At 72.4% G+C, this 22394-nt stretch carries 26 protein-coding genes; 22 read left to right on the plus strand and 4 right to left on the minus strand.

All coding sequences use genetic code 11. The annotated features are described in order from the left end of the window. Window positions 1–57: 57 nt before the first annotated feature. The 9 genes from DEJ08_RS01590 (at window position 58) to DEJ08_RS01630 (ending at window position 7573) form a co-directional block, all read left to right on the plus strand. Window positions 58–1578: an MFS transporter gene (locus tag DEJ08_RS01590; RefSeq protein WP_111054833.1), complete on the plus strand. Its 1521-nt coding sequence runs from the start codon at window positions 58–60 to the stop codon at window positions 1576–1578. Next, window positions 1568–2155, plus strand: coding sequence for a TetR/AcrR family transcriptional regulator (locus DEJ08_RS01595; RefSeq protein WP_051597141.1), 588 nt, complete (start codon window positions 1568–1570; stop codon window positions 2153–2155). The genes DEJ08_RS01590 and DEJ08_RS01595 overlap by 11 nt, the downstream gene beginning before the upstream one ends. Before the next feature lie 98 nt (window positions 2156–2253). Beyond that, window positions 2254–3180 carry an aminoglycoside phosphotransferase family protein gene (locus DEJ08_RS01600; protein WP_111054824.1) on the plus strand — a complete coding sequence of 309 codons (927 nt, stop codon included), beginning with the start codon at window positions 2254–2256 and terminating at the stop codon, window positions 3178–3180. A 145-nt stretch (window positions 3181–3325) separates the two neighbouring features. Continuing rightward, window positions 3326–4519, plus strand: coding sequence for a zinc-dependent alcohol dehydrogenase (locus DEJ08_RS01605; RefSeq protein WP_071404842.1), 1194 nt, complete (start codon window positions 3326–3328; stop codon window positions 4517–4519). After that, window positions 4519–5604 (plus strand): NAD-dependent epimerase/dehydratase family protein, encoded by a 1086-nt coding sequence (locus DEJ08_RS01610; RefSeq protein WP_111054825.1) that lies wholly within the window; start codon window positions 4519–4521, stop codon window positions 5602–5604. Before DEJ08_RS01605 ends, DEJ08_RS01610 begins: the two co-directional genes overlap by 1 nt. Window positions 5605–5824: 220 nt before the next feature. Next, on the plus strand, window positions 5825–6181 hold the full coding sequence (locus DEJ08_RS01615) for an SHOCT domain-containing protein (RefSeq protein ID WP_111055541.1): 357 nt from the start codon (window positions 5825–5827) through the stop codon (window positions 6179–6181). Continuing rightward, window positions 6181–6432 (plus strand): hypothetical protein, encoded by a 252-nt coding sequence (locus tag DEJ08_RS01620; protein ID WP_111024922.1) that lies wholly within the window; start codon window positions 6181–6183, stop codon window positions 6430–6432. The genes DEJ08_RS01615 and DEJ08_RS01620 overlap by 1 nt, the downstream gene beginning before the upstream one ends. 9 nt (window positions 6433–6441) lie before the next feature. Then, entirely contained in the window at window positions 6442–6873 is a 432-nt protein-coding gene (locus tag DEJ08_RS01625; RefSeq protein ID WP_111055542.1) for a DUF6314 family protein, read from the plus strand. A 34-nt stretch (window positions 6874–6907) separates the two neighbouring features. After that, window positions 6908–7573, plus strand: coding sequence for a pentapeptide repeat-containing protein (locus DEJ08_RS01630; RefSeq protein WP_071404847.1), 666 nt, complete (start codon window positions 6908–6910; stop codon window positions 7571–7573). An 85-nt stretch (window positions 7574–7658) separates the two neighbouring features. Here DEJ08_RS01630 and DEJ08_RS01635 read toward each other — a convergent pair whose 3' ends face one another. Next, on the minus strand, window positions 7659–8642 hold the full coding sequence (locus tag DEJ08_RS01635; protein ID WP_111055543.1) for an NAD(P)/FAD-dependent oxidoreductase: 984 nt from the start codon (window positions 8640–8642) through the stop codon (window positions 7659–7661). 58 nt (window positions 8643–8700) lie between these two features. Here DEJ08_RS01635 and DEJ08_RS01640 point away from each other — a divergent pair, with 58 nt between their 5' ends. Further along, complete coding sequence (locus DEJ08_RS01640) at window positions 8701–9318, plus strand: helix-turn-helix domain-containing protein (protein ID WP_111039782.1); 618 nt, start codon at window positions 8701–8703, stop codon at window positions 9316–9318. A 9-nt stretch (window positions 9319–9327) separates the two neighbouring features. Here DEJ08_RS01640 and DEJ08_RS01645 read toward each other — a convergent pair whose 3' ends face one another. Beyond that, window positions 9328–9972 carry a hypothetical protein gene (locus DEJ08_RS01645; protein ID WP_111055544.1) on the minus strand — a complete coding sequence of 215 codons (645 nt, stop codon included), beginning with the start codon at window positions 9970–9972 and terminating at the stop codon, window positions 9328–9330. A gap of 111 nt (window positions 9973–10083) precedes the next feature. Then, the gene (locus DEJ08_RS01650; RefSeq protein ID WP_146247539.1) at window positions 10084–10839 is read right to left on the minus strand and encodes a glycosyltransferase family 2 protein; all 756 of its coding nucleotides are present in this window, start codon (window positions 10837–10839) and stop codon (window positions 10084–10086) included. Between the two features lie 146 nt (window positions 10840–10985). Between DEJ08_RS01650 and DEJ08_RS01655 the strand changes: the two genes are divergently transcribed. The 9 genes from DEJ08_RS01655 (at window position 10986) to DEJ08_RS01695 (ending at window position 17717) form a co-directional block, all read left to right on the plus strand. Continuing rightward, window positions 10986–11825 (plus strand): hypothetical protein, encoded by an 840-nt coding sequence (locus DEJ08_RS01655; RefSeq protein ID WP_146248569.1) that lies wholly within the window; start codon window positions 10986–10988, stop codon window positions 11823–11825. Beyond that, complete coding sequence (locus DEJ08_RS01660; RefSeq protein WP_051597109.1) at window positions 11822–12265, plus strand: phage holin family protein; 444 nt, start codon at window positions 11822–11824, stop codon at window positions 12263–12265. The genes DEJ08_RS01655 and DEJ08_RS01660 overlap by 4 nt, the downstream gene beginning before the upstream one ends. Continuing rightward, a complete protein-coding gene (locus DEJ08_RS01665) occupies window positions 12262–12834 on the plus strand; it encodes a DUF3618 domain-containing protein (protein ID WP_111024914.1) in 573 nt (190 codons plus the stop codon). The genes DEJ08_RS01660 and DEJ08_RS01665 overlap by 4 nt, the downstream gene beginning before the upstream one ends. Before the next feature lie 79 nt (window positions 12835–12913). Next, window positions 12914–13339: a MarR family winged helix-turn-helix transcriptional regulator gene (locus tag DEJ08_RS01670; protein WP_111055547.1), complete on the plus strand. Its 426-nt coding sequence runs from the start codon at window positions 12914–12916 to the stop codon at window positions 13337–13339. Window positions 13340–13397: 58 nt separating this feature from the next. Continuing rightward, on the plus strand, window positions 13398–14039 hold the full coding sequence (locus tag DEJ08_RS01675; RefSeq protein WP_110865612.1) for an MBL fold metallo-hydrolase: 642 nt from the start codon (window positions 13398–13400) through the stop codon (window positions 14037–14039). A 54-nt stretch (window positions 14040–14093) separates the two neighbouring features. After that, a complete protein-coding gene (locus DEJ08_RS01680) occupies window positions 14094–14783 on the plus strand; it encodes an HAD family hydrolase (protein ID WP_111039777.1) in 690 nt (229 codons plus the stop codon). A gap of 97 nt (window positions 14784–14880) precedes the next feature. Next, window positions 14881–15363, plus strand: coding sequence for a GNAT family N-acetyltransferase (locus DEJ08_RS01685; protein ID WP_258367297.1), 483 nt, complete (start codon window positions 14881–14883; stop codon window positions 15361–15363). Window positions 15364–15414: 51 nt separating this feature from the next. Next, window positions 15415–16035 carry a TetR/AcrR family transcriptional regulator gene (locus DEJ08_RS01690; protein ID WP_258367298.1) on the plus strand — a complete coding sequence of 207 codons (621 nt, stop codon included), beginning with the start codon at window positions 15415–15417 and terminating at the stop codon, window positions 16033–16035. Beyond that, on the plus strand, window positions 16032–17717 hold the full coding sequence (locus DEJ08_RS01695) for an MDR family MFS transporter (protein ID WP_111055548.1): 1686 nt from the start codon (window positions 16032–16034) through the stop codon (window positions 17715–17717). The genes DEJ08_RS01690 and DEJ08_RS01695 overlap by 4 nt, the downstream gene beginning before the upstream one ends. A gap of 166 nt (window positions 17718–17883) precedes the next feature. Here DEJ08_RS01695 and DEJ08_RS01700 read toward each other — a convergent pair whose 3' ends face one another. Continuing rightward, on the minus strand, window positions 17884–18882 hold the full coding sequence (locus tag DEJ08_RS01700; RefSeq protein ID WP_258367300.1) for a LacI family DNA-binding transcriptional regulator: 999 nt from the start codon (window positions 18880–18882) through the stop codon (window positions 17884–17886). A gap of 162 nt (window positions 18883–19044) precedes the next feature. Here DEJ08_RS01700 and uriH point away from each other — a divergent pair, with 162 nt between their 5' ends. Genes uriH through DEJ08_RS01715 form a run of 3 tightly spaced genes read left to right on the plus strand, consistent with a single transcriptional unit; the run spans window position 19045 to window position 22391 of the window. Then, window positions 19045–20076: a uridine-preferring nucleoside hydrolase UriH gene (gene uriH, locus DEJ08_RS01705; protein WP_111055549.1), complete on the plus strand. Its 1032-nt coding sequence runs from the start codon at window positions 19045–19047 to the stop codon at window positions 20074–20076. Between the two features lie 6 nt (window positions 20077–20082). Further along, window positions 20083–21513 (plus strand): uridine transporter UriT, encoded by a 1431-nt coding sequence (gene uriT, locus DEJ08_RS01710; protein ID WP_111039774.1) that lies wholly within the window; start codon window positions 20083–20085, stop codon window positions 21511–21513. Next, the gene (locus tag DEJ08_RS01715; protein ID WP_111055550.1) at window positions 21510–22391 is read left to right on the plus strand and encodes a ribokinase; all 882 of its coding nucleotides are present in this window, start codon (window positions 21510–21512) and stop codon (window positions 22389–22391) included. Before uriT ends, DEJ08_RS01715 begins: the two co-directional genes overlap by 4 nt. Window positions 22392–22394: the final 3 nt, after the last annotated feature.

Here is a 22394-nt window from a genome sequence, read left to right on the forward strand (position 1 = left end):
CTGTGAACCGACTGTGCAGTCTGCCCAACCGACCAAATGGTCGGTTACGGTCGACCGATGACCACGACCAGCACCACCCCGACCCACCGCGCCTCCGTCCGTGAGTGGGCGTCCCTCGGCGTCCTCACCCTGGCCGTGGTGCTCCTGGCGATCGACGGCACCGTGCTGGCCCTGGCGGTGCCGTCCCTGACCGCCGACCTCGACCCGACCGCGACCCAGGTGCTCTGGATCGGCGACGTCTACTCGTTCGCACTCGCCGGGTTGCTCGTCACGATGGGCAACGTCGCCGATCGGATCGGTCGGAAGCGCCTGCTGCTCCTCGGCTCCGTCGCGTTCGGACTGGCATCGGCCGCTGCGGCCTTCGCCTCGAGCCCGGAGCTGCTCATCGCCGCACGGGCACTCCTCGGCGTCGCCGGCGCCACCCTGATGCCCTCGACGCTGTCGCTGGTGCGCACGATCTTCCGCGACCCGCGGCAGCGCACCACCGCCATCGCGGTGTGGTCCGCGGGCGCGACCGGTGGTGCCGCGGCCGGACCACTCGTCGGCGGGGCGCTGCTGGAACACTTCTGGTGGGGATCGGTGTTCCTCATCAACATCCCCGTCATCGCGGTGATCGTCGTCGCCGGGGCGTTCCTGCTGCCGGAGTCCCGCGGCGGCGCCCGGACCCCGATCGACCTGCTCTCCGCGGTGCTCTCGGTGCTCGCGATCGTGCCGCTGGTCTACGCCGTGAAGCACGTCGCCGGGCACGGGTTCGACTGGACGGTGCCGGCGACCGCGTTGCTCGGGCTCGCGTCGGGCTGGTGGTTCGTCCGGCGGCAGAAACGCCTGACCACGCCGCTCATCGACCTGCAGCTGTTCCGGATCCCGGCGTTCTCCGGTGCGGTGGTCGCGAACTCGCTGTCCGTCTTCGCGCTGAGCGGTCTGCTGTTCTTCTTCTCGCAGTACCTGCAGCTGGTGTGCGGGTTCACCCCGCTGCTCGCCGGAGCCGCGGAGCTGCCGGCCACCCTGGCGTCCATCGCGGTCATCGCCGTGATCGGCCTGCTCTCCCGTCGCGTCGGCCCCGGTCGCTCCATCGGCCTCGGGCTGGCGGTCGCCGCGGTCGGCATGGCCGGACTCGCCTTCGCCGAGGGGCTGCCGACGTACTGGGGGATCGCCATCGCGCTCGCCGTGGTCGGCCTCGGCGTCGGGGTGTCGATGACGCTGGCGACGGACGCGGTCGTCGCCGCGGCTCCGCGGGAGCGTGCGGGCGCCGCCTCGGCGATCTCGGAGACCGGGTACGAGCTCGGCGTCGCGCTCGGCATCGCGGTGCTCGGGTCGCTGCAGACCGCGTTCTACCGGTCGAACCTCGACCTCACGGGCGACAGCCTGGGTGCGGGCGTCGCGGACCGGGTCCGGGAGTCGCTGGCGTCGGCGAGCCAGGTACTGCAACCGGGGTCGCCGGTGCTCGAGCACGCCCGTGAGGCGTTCACCGGTGGCATGCAACTCGCCTCCGTCTGCGCCGCGGTGCTGCTCGCGGTCGCCGCCGTGGTCGCGCTCCGGGTCATCCCGAACCGGCAGGATGGACCGCATGACCACTGACCGCAGCACGGGCCCCGGCACCGGCACCGACGGCTCCCGCGACCGCGAGCGCACGCGGCAGGCCGTGCTCGAGTCCGCACGCCGATTGCTCGCCGAGCGCGGTACGCGGGTGAGCGTCGCCGAGATCGCGACCGAAGCCGGCGTCTCGAAGAGCGGGCTGCTGCACCACTTCCCGTCGAAGGACGAACTCCTGCTCGCGGTCGTCGAGCACGGGTTGGCCGCGTTCACGGACGAGGTCATGCAGCACGTGGACCTCGCCGAGAACCGACCGGGCAAGGTCCTGCGCGCCTACGTCCGGACGCTCTGCGGCGGCAGCGAGCAGGCGATGGACCTGTTCGCACCGTCGTCGCACTGGCCCGGTCTGATGGCCGTCCCGGGGATCGCCGCGGCCGTCGCCGCCGACGCCGAGCACTGGCGGACGCTGTTCGCACGCGACGGCCTGCCCGAGGACCGCGCACTGGTGGTCCGGCACGCGGCCGAGGGCCTCGCGGCCGCGGTCGGCATGCCGCCCTACCTGGATGAGCGGGAGCTCGCGGTCGCGCGCGACGCCTTGCTCGCCCTGGCAGAACCCGCCTGAGGCGACGGCCGGGAGGCCCGGTGCGAGTCCGCCCCGCCGCTGGCCGCCCGCGCGCACCGGCCCCACCGCCGTCCCGGTCCGACGCCTAGGCTGCGGGCATGCACACCGAGGTGCCCCGGATCGACGCCGGACTCGTCGAACGACTCGTCGCGGAGCAGTTCCCCGACTGGGCCGACCTGCCCGTGCGCGAGGTCGACCACCAGGGCTGGGACAACCGCACCTACCGGCTCGGGGACGCCCTGTCGGTGCGACTGCCGAGCGCGGCCGGCTACGTGCCCGCGGTCGAGAAGGAGCAGGACGTCCTGCCGTACCTCGCCCGGCGGCTGGACGTCGCCGTCCCGGAGCCCGTGGCGCTCGGGGAACCGGGCCAGGGGTACCCGTTCCCGTGGTCGGTGCGGCGGTGGCTCGACGGGGTGCCCGCCGTGCAGGTCGACGACCTCGACCACGAGCGCTTCGCTGCCGAGGTCGGTGCCGTGCTCCGGCAGCTCCGGAGCGTCCCGGCGACGGGCGGCCCCACCGCCGGCGCGCACTCGTTCCACCGCGGCGAGCACCCGTCCGTGTACGACGCCGAGGTGCGGACGGCGCTCGACACGCTCGTCGGCGTCGGCGTCGGCGTCGGCGCCGGCGTCGGCAGCGGCAGGGCCGGCGGTGCCGTCGTCGACCGCGGCGCGTGCGAAGCGGTCTGGGCCGAGGCCCTCGCCAGCCGGTGGGAGGCGCCGGCCGTCTGGTTCCACGGCGACGTCGCCCCGGGCAACCTGCTCGTCGACGACACCGGGCGGCTGTGCGCGGTGATCGACTTCGGCACGTGCGGCGTGGGGGACCCGGCGTGCGACCTCGTGCTCGCGTGGACGATGCTGGACGGCCCGGCGCGACGGGTGTTCCGGCGGGCCGTCGACCTGGACGACGACACGTGGGCGCGTGCACGGGGATGGGCGCTGTGGAAGGCGCTCATCATGCTCGCCGGCAGCGCCGGACCGGGCGGTCGCGACGAGCACGAGCGGGTCCTCACGGCCGTCCTCGCCTGAGGTCGCGGCCACGGCTGCCGACCCGCGCCGACGTGCGCGAGGGGGACGCGGGGCTGGGAGCGTCCACGGGGCGGGCGCGTACCGAGGAGGGGAACGCGAGTCGTGCCTCCAGGCCGGCTCGAAGCGACCACGAGAGGAACGCAACGTGCGCGCACTGACCTACCAGGGCACCGAGAAGGTGTCCGTCGAGACCGTCCCCGACCCGACCATCCAGGAGCCGACCGACGCGATCGTGCGGATCACCTCCACGGCGATCTGCGGGTCCGACCTGCACCTGTACCGCGTGCTCGGCCCGTACATCGACCGTGGCGACGTCCTCGGCCACGAGCCGATGGGCATCGTGGAAGAGGTCGGATCCGGCGTCACGAACCTGAAGGTCGGCGACCGGGTCGTCATCCCCTTCAACATCTCCTGCGGCCACTGCTGGATGTGCCAGCACGGCCTGCAGTCGCAGTGCGAGACCACCCAGGTGACCGAGTACGGCACCGGTGCCTCGCTGTTCGGCTACACGAAGATGTACGGCCAGGTCCCCGGTGGCCAGGCCGAGTACCTGCGCGTGCCGCACGCCGACTACGGCCCCATCGTCGTGCCGGACGACGGCACCCCCGACGACCGCTGGCTGTTCCTGAGCGACATCCTGCCGACCGCGTGGCAGGCCGTGCAGTACGCCCAGGTGCCCGAGGGTGGCACGCTCGCCGTGCTCGGCCTCGGCCCGGTCGGCCAGTTCGCCGCCCGCATCGGCAAGCACCTCGGCTACCGCGTGCTCGCCGTCGACCCCGAGCAGGTCCGCCGTGACCTCGGGGCGAAGCACGGTGCCGAGGTGTTCGACCTGACGAAGGACCTGGTGCCCGAGCTCGTCGACCTGACCGACGGCCGCGGCCCCGACGGGGTCGTCGACGCCGTCGGCATGGAGGCCCACGGCAACCCGATGGCGGGCTTCGCCCAGCGCGCCGCCGGCCTGCTGCCCGACAAGCTCGCGCAGAAGGCGATCGAGACCGCCGGCGTCGACCGGCTGGCCGCCGTGCACGCGGCGATCGACCTGGTCCGCCGCGGGGGCACCGTCTCGCTGAGTGGTGTCTACGGCGGCATGGCCGACCCGATGCCGATGATGACGCTGTTCGACAAGCAGATCACCATCCGCGAGGGCCAGTGCAACGTGAAGCGCTGGATCGACGACATCATGCCGCTCGTCTCCGACCCGTCGGACCCGCTCGGCACGCTCGACCTGACCACCCACCGCGTCTCGCTCGAGGATGCCCCGCACATGTACGAGGTCTTCCAGAAGAAGCAGGACGACTGCGTCAAGGTCGTGCTCGACCCCGCGATGGCCGCGGCCTGATGCGCATCGTCGTCGTCGGTGCGACCGGCAACGTCGGGACGGCGGTGCTCCGTCGGCTCGCGGCCGTGCGCGCCGACGGCGACGGGGACAGCGGCCGTCACGCCGCGGGTGACGCCGCCCGTGACGCCGCCGGCGTCCAGATCGTCGGTGTCGCCCGGCGCCTGCCGGACCTGCGCGCGGAGCCGTACGCCGCCGCCGTCTGGCACGCCGTCGACGTCGGTGCCGCGGACGCCGTGGACCAGCTCACGGCCGTGTTCCAGGGCGCCGACGCCGTCGTCCACCTGGCGTGGGCCCTCCAGCCGACGCACGACATCCCGGCGCAGCACCGCACGAACGTGACCGGCACGGCGAACGTCCTGGCCGCCGTCGCGCGCGCCGAGGTGCCCCAGGTCGTCGTCGCGTCCTCGGTCGGTGCCTACCGCGGGGTGGACGTCGACGGCAAGCACACCCCAGTGGACGAGAGCTGGCCGACGGACGGCATCCCGACGGCGACGTACTCGATCCACAAGGCCGCGAACGAAGCGGCGATGGACGCGTTCGAGGCCGGCCACCCCTCCGTGACCGTCACCCGGCTGCGCCCGGGACTGATCTTCCAGCGGGACGCCGCCGCCGAGATCCGCGGGCTGTTCCTCGGACACCTCGTGCCGATGTCGATCGTGCGGTGGATCCGCTGGCTCGTGCTGCCGCTGCCGTACCCGTTCGTGTTCCAGGCCGTGCACGCCGACGACGTTGCCGACGCCTACTGGCGCGCGGTCGACCGACGGGCAGCGGGGGCGTTCAACATCGCCGCGTCGCCCGTGCTCAACCCGCCGCGACTGGCCCGCGCCTTCGGCATGCTCGGTGCGGTGCGGATCCCGCTGCGGCTGCTGCGCGGGGTCGTGACGGTGACGTGGCGGCTGCGGTTGCAGCCGACGGACGCCGGGTGGATCGACATCGCCGCCGGCGTGCCGATCATGCGGACCGACCGTGCCCGGTCGGTGCTCGGATGGGAGGCCCGACACACCTCCGAAGAAGCGTTGCGTGCACTCGTGGCCGGGTTCGCGGACGGTGCGAACGTTCCGGGGTCGGGGCCGCTGCGCGGCTGAGCGGGCTGGGGGAGGCCGGGGGCCGTGGGCTGGGCTGGGTGGGGCTCGCGCTGCCGAGTCGGATCGGGCGTACCGGGAGATTTCGGGCGTACCGGGTCGGAACTTCTGACCAGGTACGCCCGTTTCCACATTCCATCGCGGGCGTTCTGGGAAGGAACGCCCGCTCGTGTTCGCCGTCTCGCGCTACGCTTCGCTCGTCGTTGTGAGAAGGGGGAGCGCGATGGTGCTCAGTTGGTCCGCGTTCAGTGAGCTCGAGGGTCCGGGGGAGTCGGGGATGCCCGACCTGTTCGACGGCTGGTTCGGCATCGCATTCGGGGTCGTCGCCGCGTTGGCGATCCTCACGACCCTGACGATCGTCATCCTGGCGCTCTACCGCGGCAAGCGGATGGCCGACCGCGGTCAGAACCCGCTCACCATGCAGGAGGACATCGCGTACCAGGTGATGCAGAGCCGCACGTTCGCACCGGACAAGCCACTCGAACAGCGGCTCGCCGAACTCGACGACCTGCACGCCCGCGGCGTGATCTCCGACGAGGAGCACCGCAGCGCCCGAGCCGAAGCGCTGCGTGGACGATGATGGCCTCCGAAGAAGTGCAGAACCCCCTGATCCCGCCGGTCTACGACCTCGTCTGGACCCTGCTGATGGCGCTCATCGTCATCGCGGTCATCGTCGCCGTGTGCATCGCGGTCGTCCGCAGCCGGCGCCCGCACGGTGCCCGTCGGAGCTCGCCGGAGCAGCGGCTCCTCGAACTCGACGAGCTGCACGCCCGCGGGGTCATCACCGACGACGAGCGTCGAGCCGCGCGGGCCGAGGCCCTGCGCGGTTAGCCTGGTCGGGTGCTGCTGCCGACGGACCTGCTCGGGGTGTGGGACCTGCACCGCACCGTGCACGACCACCGCGCCGGTGCCACGGGGACCGTCACCGGGACCACCACCCTGACCCGGGTCGGCGACGACGAGGTGCGCTGGGACGAGTCGGGCGTGATGACCTTCGACGGCCGGACGACGCCCGTGTCCCGGACCCTCGTCCTGCGGCGGACGAGTACCGGCGTGGCGCACCGCGCCGCCGGCGGCTGGACCGTGCACTTCTCCGACGGTCGGGTCTTCCACGACTGGGTCTGGGGCACGAGCGTCGCCCACGCCTGCACCCCGGACGACTACACGGGTGCCTTCGACGGCGACGAAGACCGCTGGACGGTGCGGTGGGAAGCGCGCGGCCCGGCGAAGGACTACCGGCTGGACAGCGTCCTCACCCGACCCGGGTCGTGACCCGCGGGTCGGCGGTCACCGCCAGACTGGGGGCATGGCACGCTCCTCCGGCACCGACGCCCCGCGCATCACCCTGACCGAACCCACGAACCTCGAGGACTGGGTGCCAGCACCCGGTGACGTCCTGACGGGTGACCGCATCGAGGGCAAGCGCATCGACGTCCTCGACCTGGCCGGCGAGCGACTGCCCGACCTGGAGATCGAGGAGTGCGTCATCGACACGTTCCGGGGCGACGACGCGGACTTCCGTGGGCTCCGGGTCCGTGACTCGATCATCGACTCGCTCGACGCCCCGATCCTGCGGGCGTCGAGCAGCACGTGGCGCGAGGTCCGGGTCTCCGGCGGGCGCGTCGGCTCGGCGGAGCTGTACGACTCCGGGCTGAACGGCGTCGAGTTCGTCGGCATGAAGTTCGGGTTCGTGAACCTGCGCGGCTCGACGATCACCGACGTGGTGTTCCGTGACTGCGTCATCGACGAGCTCGACATCGCCGACGCGAAGCTGCTGCGGGTGTCGTTCGACGGCAGCAGCATCCGCGCCGCCGAGGGGTCGAACACCCGCATCGACCACGTGGACCTGCGCGGAGCGGACCTCGATCGGGTCGAGCGGCTCGAGGGGTTCCGCGGGGCCACGATCGGCGCCGACCAGCTGTACACGCTCGCGCCGCTCCTGGCCGCACAGGCCGGCTACCGCGTCGACTGACCGAGCCCGGGTTTCGCGCTCACCGACACTGCACGCCCGCCCGGCCCCGCGAACTGTCGCTCAGCGCGAAACATCGGCCGCAGGGTCAGCCCGCGCCGACGCCCGCACCCACCCCCGCCAGCGCCGCGGCCAGGTCGGCCTGCACCAGGTCGCCGTGCACCGCCGCACCCGTCTGGGTGCCGGCCGCCGCCGACGCGATGACCGTCGCCATCGGGGCCGTCACGTTGCCGGCCGCGTAGACCCCGCGCACGGCGGTCTGCCCGGCGGCGTCCACGGTCAGCGCGGTCGCGAACCGGTGGTCACCCATGAACTGGTCGGTGGCGGCGAGGCCGAGCCCGGACAGGAACGCCACCCGCGCCTCGGGTCGGCTCGCCGTGGCCAGGGCATCGAGCTCGACGAACGACCCGTCGGCGAGCCGGACCCCGGTCAGCCGGTCACCCTCGGAGACCACGGCGGCGACCGGTCCCTGAACCACCGAGACGCCGCGGGCCGCCAAACCGGCCAGGGCGGTGTCGTCCATCAGGGCCGGCTCGGTCAGGAACGCGGTCACCCGATCGCTCAGCGCCCGGAACATGAGCGCGTGGTGTGCGCCGTTCGGCGTCGTGACGAGGGCCCCGATCCGCTGGTCGCGGATCTCCCACCCGTGGCAGAACGGGCAGTGCACGACCCCGCGCCCCCACTGCTCGGCCAGGCCCGGGACCTCCGGCAGGACGTCCACGGCGCCGGAGGTGACGACCAGCCTGCGCGCCGTGACGACCTCGCCCGAGTCCAGCGTGACCGAGAAGCCGACCGGGTCGTGACCGTCACCGGTCGTGGCGGACGTGGCCACGATCCTCCCGGCGGTGACCTGGACACCGTAGGCGGCGACCTCGTCGCGACCGATGCGGAGCAGCTCGGCGGGCGCGACGCCCTCGTGGCCGAGGTAGTTGTGCGCGCCGGCCGCCGGGGCGTTGCGGGGCTCGCCGGAGTCGACGACGAGCACCGAGCGCCGCGAACGGCCGAGGATGAGGGCGGTGGAGAGGCCGGCGGCGGAGCCGCCGATGACGATGACGTCGAAGTGTGCAGGCATGCGCTGATCATGCGGCGGGTCGAGCGTGAACAGCAACGAAGTTTGCCGGTGTGGCAACATGGCCGCCATGGGACACGGCAACCAGGACGCGACCACACCGCGCACGACGGCCGAGGTCGTCGACGGGGTCGGCCCCCGCCTGCGCGCGCTGCGTGCCCACCGCGACGTCACGCTCGCCGCCCTGTCCGAGCAGACGGGGGTCTCGGTGAGCACGCTGTCGCGGCTCGAGTCTGGGCAACGGAAGCCGACGCTCGAACTGCTGCTACCCCTCGCGCGGGCGTACCAGGTGCCCCTCGACGACCTGGTCGGCGCACCGCAGACCGGAGACCCGCGCGTGCACATGAAGCCCGAGGTGCACGGCGGCCGCGTCGTCGTGCCGCTGACGAAGCGGACCGGCGGGGTGCGCTCGTTCAAGCAGCTGTTCCCGCCGAACACCCCGGGTGGGGAGCCGTCGCTCAAGACGCACGAGGGCTACGAGTGGCTCTACGTGCTGTCCGGACGGCTCCGACTGGTGCTGGGGGAGCACGACCTCGACCTCGGACCCGGTGAGGTCGCCGAGTTCGACACCCACACCCCGCACTGGATGGGCAACGTGACCGACTCCGTCACCGAGGTGCTGTGCCTGTACGGGCCGCAGGGTGAGCGGGCGCACGTGCGGTCTCGACCCGCCCGCTGACCCGATGCGTCAGTCCGTGAAGACGTTCGCCACGACGTCGTCGAGCAGATCGGTCGTCTCGATGTTCGACTGCTGGATGTGGATGCCGAGGTCACCCCGCGTGAAGTACGTGTCGCCGTCCGTGACCGGGTACTGCGAGTTCTTCGAGACCTTCTGGCACAGGGACCCGTCGGACTCGTCGCCGCAGTCGTAGCCCTTCGCGCTGAGCTGCTCGAGCGCGTCGCGGGCTGCGGTCGGGTCGACGGCGTCGACCGCGATGGACAGGTACGAGATGTCGGCCTGCGGCTCCCGCCACACGCAGTACAGGCGCTTGCCGTCGCCCTGCAGCGCCGGGGTGAACGAGCTCTTCGGGATCGCGATCGGGTCCCCGACGACCGACGGGTCGTTGAGCGGTGCCGATGCGAACGCCTTGTCCCACTTGCCAGGGGTGATCAGGTCGGTGCAGCTGGCCGGGACGGCGGCGGTCTCGTCGCTCGGGGCCCCGGTGCCGGTGGGGCTCGGAGCGGTCGTGGTGTCGGTCGGGCTCGGTGCCGTCGTCGGGTCGGCTGCGGTGGTCGCGGTGTCGCTCGAGGGTCCGGCCGGTCCGGCCTGGGCGCAGCCGGTCAGGGCGAGGCCCGCCGCCAGCAGGGCAGCGAGCGTGATCGTGTGGCGCATGGTTCCCCTTCGTCCGGTCGCGTCAGGTCGTGACCGTCGCTCACGAACGTACCGACCGAGGGCCGCGGTGGCTGGGACCGTCACCGATTCGTTGTCGCCCGACCCCGTCGGTCAGCGGCTGCGCCACCACCGCCGCGACCGCGACTGCGATCGCAGCCGTCGCGCCCACCGGCGCACCGGGTTCGCCCGCCGGCCGTTCACGCGGAACGTGTGGAAGGCGCGTCGCGTCCGCACCCAGACGGACGGGAGGCCCGCCAACGGTCGCGCGGACACCTGCACGGTGAGCACGGGGTCGGCAACCACCCGCCAGGCCGGGTCGAGCTGCATGCTCAGGTCGACGTCGTCGTGCACCTCGGCGTCGTCGCGGTGCGCTCGCCCACCGACCGCGGCCCAGGTCGACCGGCGCATCGCCATGGCGGACCCGAACAGCGGCGGGTGCCCGAGCGCGCTCCACATCAGGACGAAGTACGGGCCCATGTACACGGCGTTCCACAGTCGGCGCACCACGGCGCCACCGTTCCGCGGCCGGCCCGGACCGGTGACCGCGACGACCTCGGGGTCGGCGAGCAGCCGGACCGCGTCGGCGATCCACGTCGGCGGTGGGACGGAGTCGGCGTCGAGCCGCACGACGACGTCGCCGGACGCACGGTCGTAGCCGCGCGCCGAGGCCCGGGCGATCCCGCGCACCGGCTCCGTGAGCACGACCGCACCGGCGTCCCGGGCGACCGCCGCGCTGTCGTCGGAGCTGCCGTTGTCGACCACGACGACCTCGTCGGCCGGCCGGGTCTGGGCCGCGAGGGCGGCGAGGCACCGGCGCAGGTGCACGGCGTCGTCCCGCACGGGGATCACGACCGAGACTCGGGGCACCCGTCGATCCAACCGGCTTCCACCTGTGCGGATTGCCGGACCGCGTTTCCCGGTGATCCTGGGACCGGACCAAGAGGGCACGGCGCAAGTTCGTTGCGAAACGCCCCCGGTGCACGCCGGGGACGACGACAACCGGAAGGCCGACCATGACCACGAACCCACCCGGGAACGACTCCGGGACGCCCATCCACGACCGCACCGCAGCCTCCGAGGGCCACGAGGTCGCCCCCGGCGTGACCGTGCCGTCGTACGCCAGCGGAACCCCCGCCGCGCGACCCACCGACCCCGGTGCGCCCCAGACCTACGACCCGTACGGCGACAGCGCCGCCGAGGTGCCGTTCGACGCACCCCTCGACGCCGTCCCGGCCGACGAGCAGCTCCCCGCCGTCCCGTCCGCGGCATCCGCCGGCAGCGTTGGTGGCTCCGGCAGCACCGGCAGCCGCTCCGGCTCCGGCAGTGACTCGGGCAGCGGCTCCGGCAAGGCCGACGCGGCCAAGGGTGCCGCGCAGGACGTCGCCGGCGACGCCAAGGAGCAGGCCGCGAACGTCGCGGGCACCGCCAAGGAGCAGGCGTCGAAGGTCGCCTCCGAGGCGACCGACCACGCCAAGCAGCTCTACGGCCAGGCGTCCGAGAACCTCAAGCAGCAGGCCGGCGAGCAGCAGCAGCGCGCTGCCGGCGGACTCCGCTCCCTCGGCGAGCAGCTCGGTCGCATGGCCGAGAACGACGACGAGCAGGGCGTCGCCTCGAAGGTCGTCCGCGACCTGTCGGGCCGCGCGACCTCGGCCGCCGGGTTCCTCGAGAACCGCGACCCGGGCTCGCTGCTCGACGAGGTGAAGAACTTCGCCGCGAAGCGCCCCGGCACCTTCATCGCGATCGCCGCGGGCGCTGGCCTGCTCGCGGGACGCCTGACCAAGGCGCTCGCGACCGAGGTCAAGCACGAGAAGGAGGCCGGCGACGGCACCACCGGATCGGGGAGTGGCGTATGAGCCAGTCCGTCCCCGGCGCGACACCCCTGGGTGAACCGACGCCCGAAGAGCGCGCTGCGACCACACCGCTCGGTGAGCTGCTGTCCGACGTGTCGCGTGACCTCTCCAGTCTGTTCCGGCAGGAGGTCGCCCTCGCGAAGGCCGAGCTGACCGACTCCGCGAAGAAGGCCGGCAAGGCGGGCGGGATGTTCGGCGGCGCCGGACTCACCGCTGTGTTCGCTCTGCTGTTCCTGTCGATCGCAGCGTGGTGGGGCCTCGGCTACCTGATCGGCAACGCCTGGTCCGCCCTGATCATCGCGGTCGTGTACGCGATCGTCGCCGCGATCCTGGCCGTCCGCGGGCGCAAGGAGATCAAGGAGATCAAGGGCGCCCCACAGACGGTCGAGACCGCCAAGGAAGTCCCCGAGACACTCAAGCCCAACACCGGGAGGAAGCCATGAGCACCCCAGACGAGATCCGCGCCGACATCGAGCGCACCCGCGGCGAACTCGGCTCCGACGTCGACGCCCTCGCCGACAAGGTCAGCCCGTCGTCCATCGCCCACCGCCAGAGCGAGAAGGTGAAGGGCCGGTTCCAGGACGTCCGTGAGTCCGTGATGGGCGCGGCCCAGTCGGCCCGCTCGAGCGCCTCCGGTTCCGCCTCGGGCGCGACCGGCCAGGCGAAGGACGTCGCGCAGAAGGGCGTCGAGAAGGCGAAGGGCAACCCCCTGGCCGTCGGCCTCATCGCGTTCGGTGCCGGTTGGCTCGTGTCGTCGCTCCTGCCGACCACCGAGAAGGAAGAAGAGCTCGCCGGTGAGCTGAAGGACAAGGCTGCACCGCTCGTCGACGAGGTCAAGGAGCAGGCGAAGGACGTCGGCTCGCAGCTCGGCGACGTGGCGAAGGAGCACGCGCAGGACCTCAAGGGGACCGCGCAGGACGCCGCGCAGACGATCAAGGGCGAGGCGCAGGGGGCCGCGTCCGACGTCAAGGACAACGCGCAGGGTGCGGCGGACGACGTCCGCAGCAGCTGAGCGGAACCCCGTGACGGACAGGAGGCGCGGTGCCAGCGGGCACCGCGCCTCCTGTCCGTGAAGCGGTAGCGTTCCGGGCATGGACCCGATCGACGAGCTCGCTGCGGAGCTCCGACAGTCCATCGGCCGGGTCGTGCGTGCCGCACGACGCGAGGCGGACGCGCTGCCGGCCACGCACACCACCACCCTCGGGTTCCTGCACCGCGAGGGCCCGATGACGATCGCGGAACTCGCGCGCCGCCGCGGGGTGAAGCACCAGGGGCAGTCCCGCACGGTCGGCGAACTGGCCGAACTCGGGTACGTCGACCGGACGGCGTCGGCCACCGACCGCCGAGCCTCGGTGATCCGGATCACGGACGCCGGCCGGGCCGCCCTGCAGCGCGACATGGACGCCCGCACGGACTGGCTGGCCGACGCGATCCGCGAGGAGACCGACGCCGAGGAGCGTGCGCTGCTCCGCCGTCTGCCCGAGCTGTTCGAGCGGGTCGCGCGCCGGGCCGACTGAACGACTCCTCACCTCCTGGGCGATCGCAGAAGTACAACACGGCTGTACAGTTGTGCGCATGGAGTTGACGAAGTACAACCACGCCACCGTCGTCCTCGAGCAGGACGGCGTCACCCTCGTCATCGACCCCGGGGTGTTCACTCCCGAGGCCGTCGACCTCGTCCGCGGCGCCGCGGGTGTCCTCGTCACGCACGACCACCCCGACCACTTCGACATCGACGCCCTGCGCGCGGGGCTCGCCGCGAACCCGGACCTCGTCGTCCGCGGTCCGGAGACCGTCGTCGAGCAGCTCGGCGAACACCACGGCCGGGTCGCAGCGGTGCACGCCGGCGACACGATCACCGTCGGACCGTTCTCCGTCCGGGTCTTCGGCGAGCAGCACGCGGTCATCCACCCCGACATCCCCTCCACTGCGAACGTCGGCTACCTGGTGGACGACGCGGTGTTCCACCCGGGCGACGCGTACCTCGAGCCCGGCGTCCCGGTGCCGACCCTGCTGCTGCCGACGAGCGGCCCGTGGACGAACACCGCCCAGGCCGTCGACTACGTGCGCGCCGTGGCGCCGGAGCGGGCCGTGCAGATCCACGAGGCGATGCTGAGCGAGCTCGGCCAGCAGTCCGCCGCGCGCTTCCTCGGCCCGGACGGTCTCGGGCCGGTGCCCGTCCTGATCCTGCCGGCGGGGGAGACGATCACCGTCTGACGGACGCGGGCGGCCCCTGGGAGGCGATCCGGGCCTCCCGAGCAGCATGGTGGGATGGCCGACGCACCCACGACAGCAGTCCTCTTCGACATCGACGGCACCCTCGCCGACTCGAACTACGCGCACATCGACGCGTGGTGGCGGGCGTTCCTGGCGGCGGGGGAGTCCGTCGACGCCTGGCGGATCCACCGCGCGATCGGGATGGACTCGGCGAAGCTGCTCGAGACGCTGCTGCCGGACGCGTCCCAGGAGACCCGCGACACCGCGAAGCAGTTCCACACCGCCTACTACGCCGAGCAGATGCCGCGGCTCCGGCTGCTGCCGGGTGCACGCGAACTCCTGCAGGCCGTCGCCGAGGCCGGGCACGCCGTGGTCCTGGCGACCAGCGCGCCCGAGCACGAACTCGCCCGCCTGCGCGACCTGCTCGACGCGGGCGAGTGGGTCACCGCCGAGACCAGCTCCGAGGACGTCGAGCAGGCGAAGCCGGACCCCGGCATCATCCGGGTCGCGCTCGACAAGGCCGGGGTCTCCGCCGACGACGCCGTGATGGTCGGGGATGCCATGTGGGACGTCGAGTCCGCCGGCAAGGTGGGGGTACCGTGCGTCGGCGTCATGACCGGCGGCATCGGCGGCGACGAGCTCCGCGGTGCCGGGGCGGCAGAGGTGTACGACGACGCGGCGGCCGTGCTCGCGGCGTTCCGCGCCGGCGAGGGCCCGATCGCGGCACTCGGCCAGCGCGCCTGACGGGCGGCGCCGGTCGCGCCGGACGGGCGGCGCCGGTCGCGCCCGACGGTCGCCTCGGTTTCCGCGTCGTCGGTCGCCCGTGCCAGGATCGACGTTCGTGATCACGATCGAACGCGTGTCCTGGGACGACCCCCGCAGCGTGGTGCTCCGCGCCCGCATGGACGACGAGATGCACGAGCGCTACGGGTCGGCGAACGCCGGCGAGGACCCGGCGGTCACCGCCGAGCGGGGTCGTGCGCTGAGCGTCGACCCGTCGACCGTCGTCACGTCGATCCTGGCCGTCGACGAGTCCGGCGAACCGGTCGGGCACATCGCCGTCCGGCGCCTGGGTGACGAGGTCGAACTGAAGCGCCTCATCGTGCTGGCCTCCGCGCGTGGCAAGGGTGCGGCCACCGCACTGCTCGACGAGTGCGAGCGCGTCGGCCGTGAACTCGGCGCCCCGCGGCTCATCCTGCAGACCGGCGACAAGCAGCCCGACGCCGTAGCGCTCTACCGCAAGACCGGCTGGGACCAGATCGACGTCTACGAGCCCTACGCTGCGACGATGCCGTGGTCGTTCTGCTTCGAGAAGACGCTCTAAGTCGACCCGATCCAGATTGCACTTTCAACACGAGAGTGCAATTCTTGCTCGGTGAGCACCACCGAACGCACCCGCGCGCTGCGCCGACGCATGATCGTCGAGGCACGTCGGGCGACGGTCGAACACGGGCTGCACGGCTTCACGATCGAGCAGCTCTGCGAGACCGTCGGGGTGTCGCGCCGCACGTTCTTCAACCACTTCGGGTCGAAGGACGACGCCGTGCTCGGCATCGAGCTCAACGCCGACGTCGAGGCGATCGACGCCTACGCCGCGGGCGGGATCGTCCCCGGCGAACTGGACCCCCTCGGGTCGATCGTCGCGCTGGCGATCGACCAGTTCCACCGGGTCGGCATCGCCCGCGCCGACGAGGCCCTGGTCCGCCGCGTCTTCGAGCGGGAGCCGGCACTCGTCGCACGGTTCCTGTCGGCGACCGACGTGCAGCTCGCCCGGATCACCGTGGCCCTGCGGCGACGGTTCGGGTGGGACGACCCCGCCGACCGCCGACCGCGCCTGGTCACCGAGGCCGCGGCCGCCTTGATGAAGGCCACCGCGACCGAGTACTTCGACGACGCGTTCGACGAGGCCACCGGGCCGACGTTCGACGAACTGCTCACCGAGAACCTCCGCCTGCTCAGGGCGGTCACCACGACCGAACGGGAACACACCACATGAGCGCCACCGCGCCGGGCACCACCAAGCGTGCCCGCCCAGGCTCCGACGGCCCGCTGCTCCTGACGCAGCGTCGCATCTGGATCATCTTCTCCGCCCTGATCGCGGGGATGCTGCTCTCCAGCCTCGACCAGACCATCGTCTCCACCGCGATGCCGACGATCGTCGGCGAGCTCGGCGGCGTCGCGCACCAGGCATGGCTGACGACCGGGTACCTGCTCGCCTCCACCATCGTGATGCCCGTCTACGGCAAGTTCGGCGACGTCCTCGGCCGACGCAACCTGTTCCTCATCGCCATCGCGCTGTTCACCATCGCGTCGGCCGGGTGCGCGTTCGCCACGGACTTCACGCAGCTCGTGGCGTTCCGCGCCATGCAGGGGCTCGGCGGCGGTGGCCTGATGATCCTGTCGCAGGCGATCATCGCGGACATCGTCCCGGCCTCGCAGCGCGGCAAGTACCTCGGCCCGCTCGGTGCGATCTTCGGCCTGTCCGCCATCGGTGGCCCGCTGCTCGGTGGCTTCTTCGTGGACCACCTCACCTGGAACTGGGCGTTCTACATCAACATCCCGGTCGGCATCGCGGCGTTCTTCGTGGCGTGGTTCGCGCTGACCCTGCCGAACAAGAAGGCGACGAAGCGCATCGACGTCCTCGGCGTGCTGTTCATGTCCGCCGCGACCACGTGCCTGGTGTTCTTCTCGGAGTTCGGCGGCAGCAAGGACCACGGCTGGGACGCCCCCGAGACCTGGGCCTGGTTCGCCGGTCTCGTCGTCTCGGCAGCGCTCCTGGTGTTCGTCGAGTCCCGTGCGCAGGACCCGGTGCTCCCGCTGTCGTTCTTCCGCAACCGCACCTTCCTGCTGGCCACCGGCATCGGCCTCGTGCTCGGCATCGGCATGTTCGCCGCGATCGGCTTCGTCCCGACGTTCCTGCAGATGGCCTCCGGCACCTCGGCTGCGGTCTCCGGCCTGCTGATGCTGCCGATGATGGCCGGTCTGATCGGCACCTCGATCGCCTCGGGTGTCCTGATCACCAAGACCGGGCGCTACCGGATGTTCCCGATCGTCGGCACGGTCCTGGTGGCCATCGCGATGCTCGCGATGACCCAGCTGGCGGCGGACACCCCGATCTGGCTCATCTGCGCGTACCTGTTCGTCTTCGGTGCGGGGCTCGGCCTGATCATGCAGGTGGTCGTCCTCGTCGCGCAGAACGCCGTCCCCGCCGAGCAGGTCGGTACCGCCACGTCGACGAACAACTACTTCCGCGAAGTCGGCGCCTCCCTCGGCACGGCCGTCTTCGGCGCGCTCTTCACCGCGCGGCTCACGACGTCGCTGACCGACGTGTTCCGCGGTGCCGGCGGTTCGGCGACCGATGCGGCGTCCTCGGCGGGGAGCATCGACCCGTCGACCGTCGCGGGCTTGCCTCCTGCGGTGCAGGACGGTGTCGTGAACGCGTACGCCGACTCGCTCGCACCGGTGTTCTGGTACCTGCTGCCGTTCATCGCGGTGGCGTTCCTGCTCGCGCTCTTCCTGCCGCAGATCACGCTCTCCGACACGGCCGGCATGGTCGCCCGTGGCGAGGCCGTCGGCGGCGACGAGGCCGACGAGCTCGAGCGCGCGCAGCGTGCTGCGCGCGCGGAGCACGCGGCGGCAACGGAGGGTTCCGCACCGGGGCGGGACACCGACCGGTAGACGCGACCGACTGACGGACGGGAGGCCCGGTGCCAGCTGGCGCCGGGCCTCCCGTCCGTCGCCCGGTCGCGCACTGCCGCGGCCGGCGTTTCGTGCTGAGCGACACCTCACGTGTTCCAGCGCGCGTGAGCTGTCGCTGAGCGCGTGAGGTCGCGGTGATCCGGCGCTACGCGCCGGTGCTCGCGCGCGGCACGAGCCGCGTCGGCAGGGCCGCGGGCTCGGCGGCCGTGCCGTCGAGCGTCGCGAGGAGCCGCAGTGCCGCAGCGCGACCGAGGTCGGCGCCGGGCAGCGCCACGCTCGTCAGGGCCGGCGCGGTGACCGACGACGACGGCAGGTCGTCGAAGCCCGCGACCGCGAGTGCGCCGGGGACGGCGATGCCGAGCGCACCGGCGACCCGCAGGACTCCGTAGGCCAGGGTGTCGGCTGCGGCGACGACGGCGGTGACGTCGTCGTCCTGCCAGGCCTCGATGACGTGCTCGGTGGCCGAGGCAGCGGCCTCCACGGTCAGGTCGGCACGGGCGGTGACCTCGGAGACCGTGATGCCGGCGTCCGCGCAGGCCTGCTCGAACAGTTCGCGGCGCACGCCGAACGTCGCAGCCCGCGAGGTGCCGTCGAGGTAGCCCACGTGCCGGTGCCCCTGGACGTGCAGGTGGGCGACGAGGTCGTGCACGCCGGTGGAGAGGTCGTAGTTGACGGCCTCGGGCCCGCCGGGGGCGTCGAGCAGCACCACGGGGACGCTCGCCGACATCGGCTCGTCGGCGGCCGGTGCGTCGACCAGGATGCCGGCCGGCCGGAGCCGTTCGAAGCGCCGGACGTCGGCCGCGACCGGCTGTGCACCCCGCTCGGTGACGGAGAGCACGAGCTGGAACCGGTCGCCCAGGGTGTCGCGGACGCCACGGATGACCTCGGCGAAGAACGGGTTCGACAGGTCGGGGGCGATGAACACGACGAGGTCGCCGCTGCCGCGCGCCAGTGAGCTCGCCGCGTGGTCGACGACGTAGCCGAGGTCGTCCACGGCGTCGCGGACCCGTGCAGCGATGGGGGCGGAGACCCGCCCGCGGTCCTTGCCGTTCACGACGAGGGAGACCGTGGCGATGCTCGTGCCCGCACGCTCGGCCACCATCGCAGCGGTCACACGACGGCTCGGGGCGGCGGGGGAGGGCACCCGTCGATGCTAGCGAGCGCGGTGGTCGAACTTGACGTCAAGCGTTTGACGTGTTTCGATGTCAAACGCTTGACGCGCCGCGTCGCCAGCGCTCTGCCGGCCCGTGGATCCCCACCACGTCGAGCACTCACCTCGATTCCCCGAAGAAGTGGAGCGCCCAGCGTGCCCGATGCGACCCAGCCCGCCGCGAAGATCATCCTCGATTGCGACCCCGGCCACGACGACGCCGTGGCGCTCCTGCTCGCCCACGGCAGCCCGGCCATCGACCTGCTCGCGGTGACCACCGTCGTCGGCAACCAGACCCTGCCGAAGGTCACCCGCAACGCCCTGGCCGTCGCCCGCATCGCCGGCATCACCGGGGTGCCGTTCGCCGCCGGAGCCGCCCGCCCGCTGCTGCGCCAGATCGAGGTCGCACCGGACATCCACGGTGAGAGCGGCCTGGACGGCCCGATGCTCCCCGAGCCGTCGTTCGAGCTCGACGAGCGCCACGCCGTCGACCTGATCATCGACACCGTGATGGCCCACGAGCCCGGCACGGTCACCCTCGTGCCGACCGGGGGTCTGACGAACATCGCCCTCGCCGCCCGCAAGGAGCCCCGCATCGTCGAGCGTGTCAAGCAGGTCGTGCTCATGGGTGGCGGCGTGCACGTCGGCAACTGGAGCCCGGTCGCCGAGTTCAACATCGTCATCGACCCCGAGGCCGCGGCCATCGTGTTCGAGGCCGGCTGGGACGTCGTGATGGTCGGCCTCGACCTCACGCACCAGGCCCTCGCGACCCCCGAGGTCGCCGCGCGCATCGCCGGCGTCGGCACCGCCCCCGCCGCGTTCGTCGGCGAGCTGCTCGACTTCTTCGGCCAGACCTACAAGGACGCCCAGGGCTTCGACGCCCCGCCCGTCCACGACCCCTGCGCCGTCGCCTACGTGATCGACCCCACGATCGTCCGCGCCGTGAAGGTCCCGATCCACGTCGAGACCCAGGGCGCGCTGACCCTCGGCATGACCGTCGCCGACTTCCGCGCCCCCGCACCCGAGGACTGCCGCACGAGCGCCGCGATGGAACTCGACCACGGCCGGTTCTGGGACCTCGTCGTCGACGCCCTCGAGCGCATCGGCGAGACGGCCGACACCGGCTGGACCCCACGTGCCGCCGCCGACGCCGTCGAAGCCGGCATCACCACGACCCCGGAGCGCTGAACCCCCATGACCACCACCTCGACGAAGAAGTCGATCGGCGCCCTCACCGCCGCGCTCCTCGCCGCGTGCATCGCGTTCCAGCTGAACGCCAGCATGCTGAGCCCTGCCCTCGTCACGATGGCGCGCGAGCTCAACACCGACGACGCCACCATCGGCCTGTCGCAGACCCTGTACTTCACGCTCGCGGCGCTGTTCTCGCTGTTCCTGCCGCGGCTGTCCGACATCGTCGGCCGCAAGCGCGTGCTGATCGGCATGCTCGCCGTGATGCTCGTCGGCAGCATCGTCGCCGCGCTCGCGGTGAACGTGCCGATGCTGTTCGCCGGCCGCATCATCCAGGGCGTCACCGGTCCGGTCGTCCCGATCTGCCTGCTCGTCCTGCGCAACGAGATCAGCGACCCGAAGCGCTACGGCGCCGCCCTCGGGCTGCTCACCGCGGTGAACGGCGGCATCGCGGGTGTCGACGCCCTGGCCGGCGGCTGGATCGCGACGAACTTCGGGTTCCGCGGGATCTTCTGGGTCATCGCCGTCGTCACCGTCCTCGCCCTGTTCCTGGTCGCCGTCTGGGGTGTCGAGTCGAAGCCCTCGGCCGGCACCCGGATGGACTGGATCGGCGTCGTCCCCCTCGTGGTGAGCGTCGGTGCGCTGCTCACGGCGTTCAACGAGGCCGGCAAGCTCGGCGCGGCGAACCCCGTGCTCGTGGTCGGTGGCGTCGTGGTCGCGCTCGTCGCCTTCGCTGTGTTCTGGGCCGTCGAGTCGCGGGTGCGGGAGCCCCTGGTCGAGACCCGGTTCCTGAAGCGCCGCGCGACCTGGGCGCTCCTCGCCACGACGTTCCTCACCATGACCGGCGTCTTCGCCGTCGTCAACGGTCTGGTCACGTCGCTCGCGCAGAACGGGGACGCCGGCTTCGGGATGGAGGCCGACCTTGCCTCGCTCGTGTTCCTCACCCCGTACGCGCTGGTCGGCTGGATCGTCGGACCCTTTGCCGGGCGCCTCGCCCCCACCATCGGGTACCGCGCGGTCCTGCGCTTCGGACTCATCGGCAGCATCGTCTCGACGGTCCTGATGGCGCTCGTCGGCGTGCATTCGCTGCCGGTGCTGGTCACCGCGACGGTGCTGATCGGCATCACCTACGCCGGCATCGCGAACATCATCCTGAACGGCCTGGGCATCGTGCTGTCGCCGGAGTCGAACCCCGGGTTCCTGCCCGGGCTGAACGCCGGTGCGTTCAACCTCGGCGCCGGGGTCAGCTTCGCGGTCCTGCCCGCGCTGCAGATCGCGCTCGGCGTCGGCGGTTCCGCGGGCACCGCCGGGTACTCCGGTGGCATGCTGCTCGGAGCCGCGATCACGACTGTCGCACTCGCGATCTCGTTCCTCATCCCCCGTCCGGAAGGCGCCGAGACCACGTCCGTCGCCCCGCAGAAGGAGACCGTCCGTTGACCGAGAGCATCGTCGTCGTCGGGTCGCTCAACGCGGACCTGGTGGTCCGCACCACGCGCTTCCCCCAGCCCGGTGAGACCCTGCAGGGCTCCGACCTCGCGATCCTGCCAGGGGGCAAGTCCGCCAACCAGGCGGTGGCTGCCGGGAGGCTCGGGGGCACGGTGCGCATGATCGGTGCGGTCGGCGACGACGGGAACGGTGCGCTGCTCCGCGACTCCGTCGCGGCTGCGGGCGTCGACACGACGCACGTTGCGATCCGCGAGGGCGTCGCGACCGGCACCGCCGCCATCACGGTCGACGCCGCAGGCGAGAACACCATCGTGATCTCCGCCGGGGCGAACGGCACGCTGACGCCGGACGACGTGCCGGACGACGTCCTCGCCGGCGCCGCGGTGCTGGGGCTCTGCCTCGAGGTGTCGATCGACGTCGTCCTCGCCGCCGCCCGGGCCGCGCACGCCGCCGGGGTCACGGTGCTCACGAACCTGTCGCCGTTCGGCGCCGTGCCGGCCGAGCTCCTCGAGCTGACCGACGTCCTGCTGGTGAACGAGCACGAGGCCGCGGCGCTCGGTGACCACGGCGTCGGGCGGTCGATCGTCACCCGTGGTGGTGCCGGCTGCGTCGTGCACGACGGGGGTGCCGAGCCGGTGTCGATCGACGCCGTGCGGGTCGAGCCGGTGGACACCACGGGCTGCGGCGACGCCTTCATGGGTGCGGTGGCGCTGCGTCTGGCGGCGGGGGACGCCCTCGTCGACGCCGCTCGGTTCGCGGTGGGGGTCGGGGCGTACGCCGCGACCAAGCCGGGCGCACAGGCCTCATACCCGACCATCGCCGAGCTGGAGGCGTTCCTGCGGGCGCAGGGCGGGCCTCCAGGCCGTTAGCGT

Source organism: Curtobacterium sp. MCLR17_054 (assembly GCF_003234335.2).
GTDB lineage: Bacteria > Actinomycetota > Actinomycetes > Actinomycetales > Microbacteriaceae > Curtobacterium > Curtobacterium flaccumfaciens.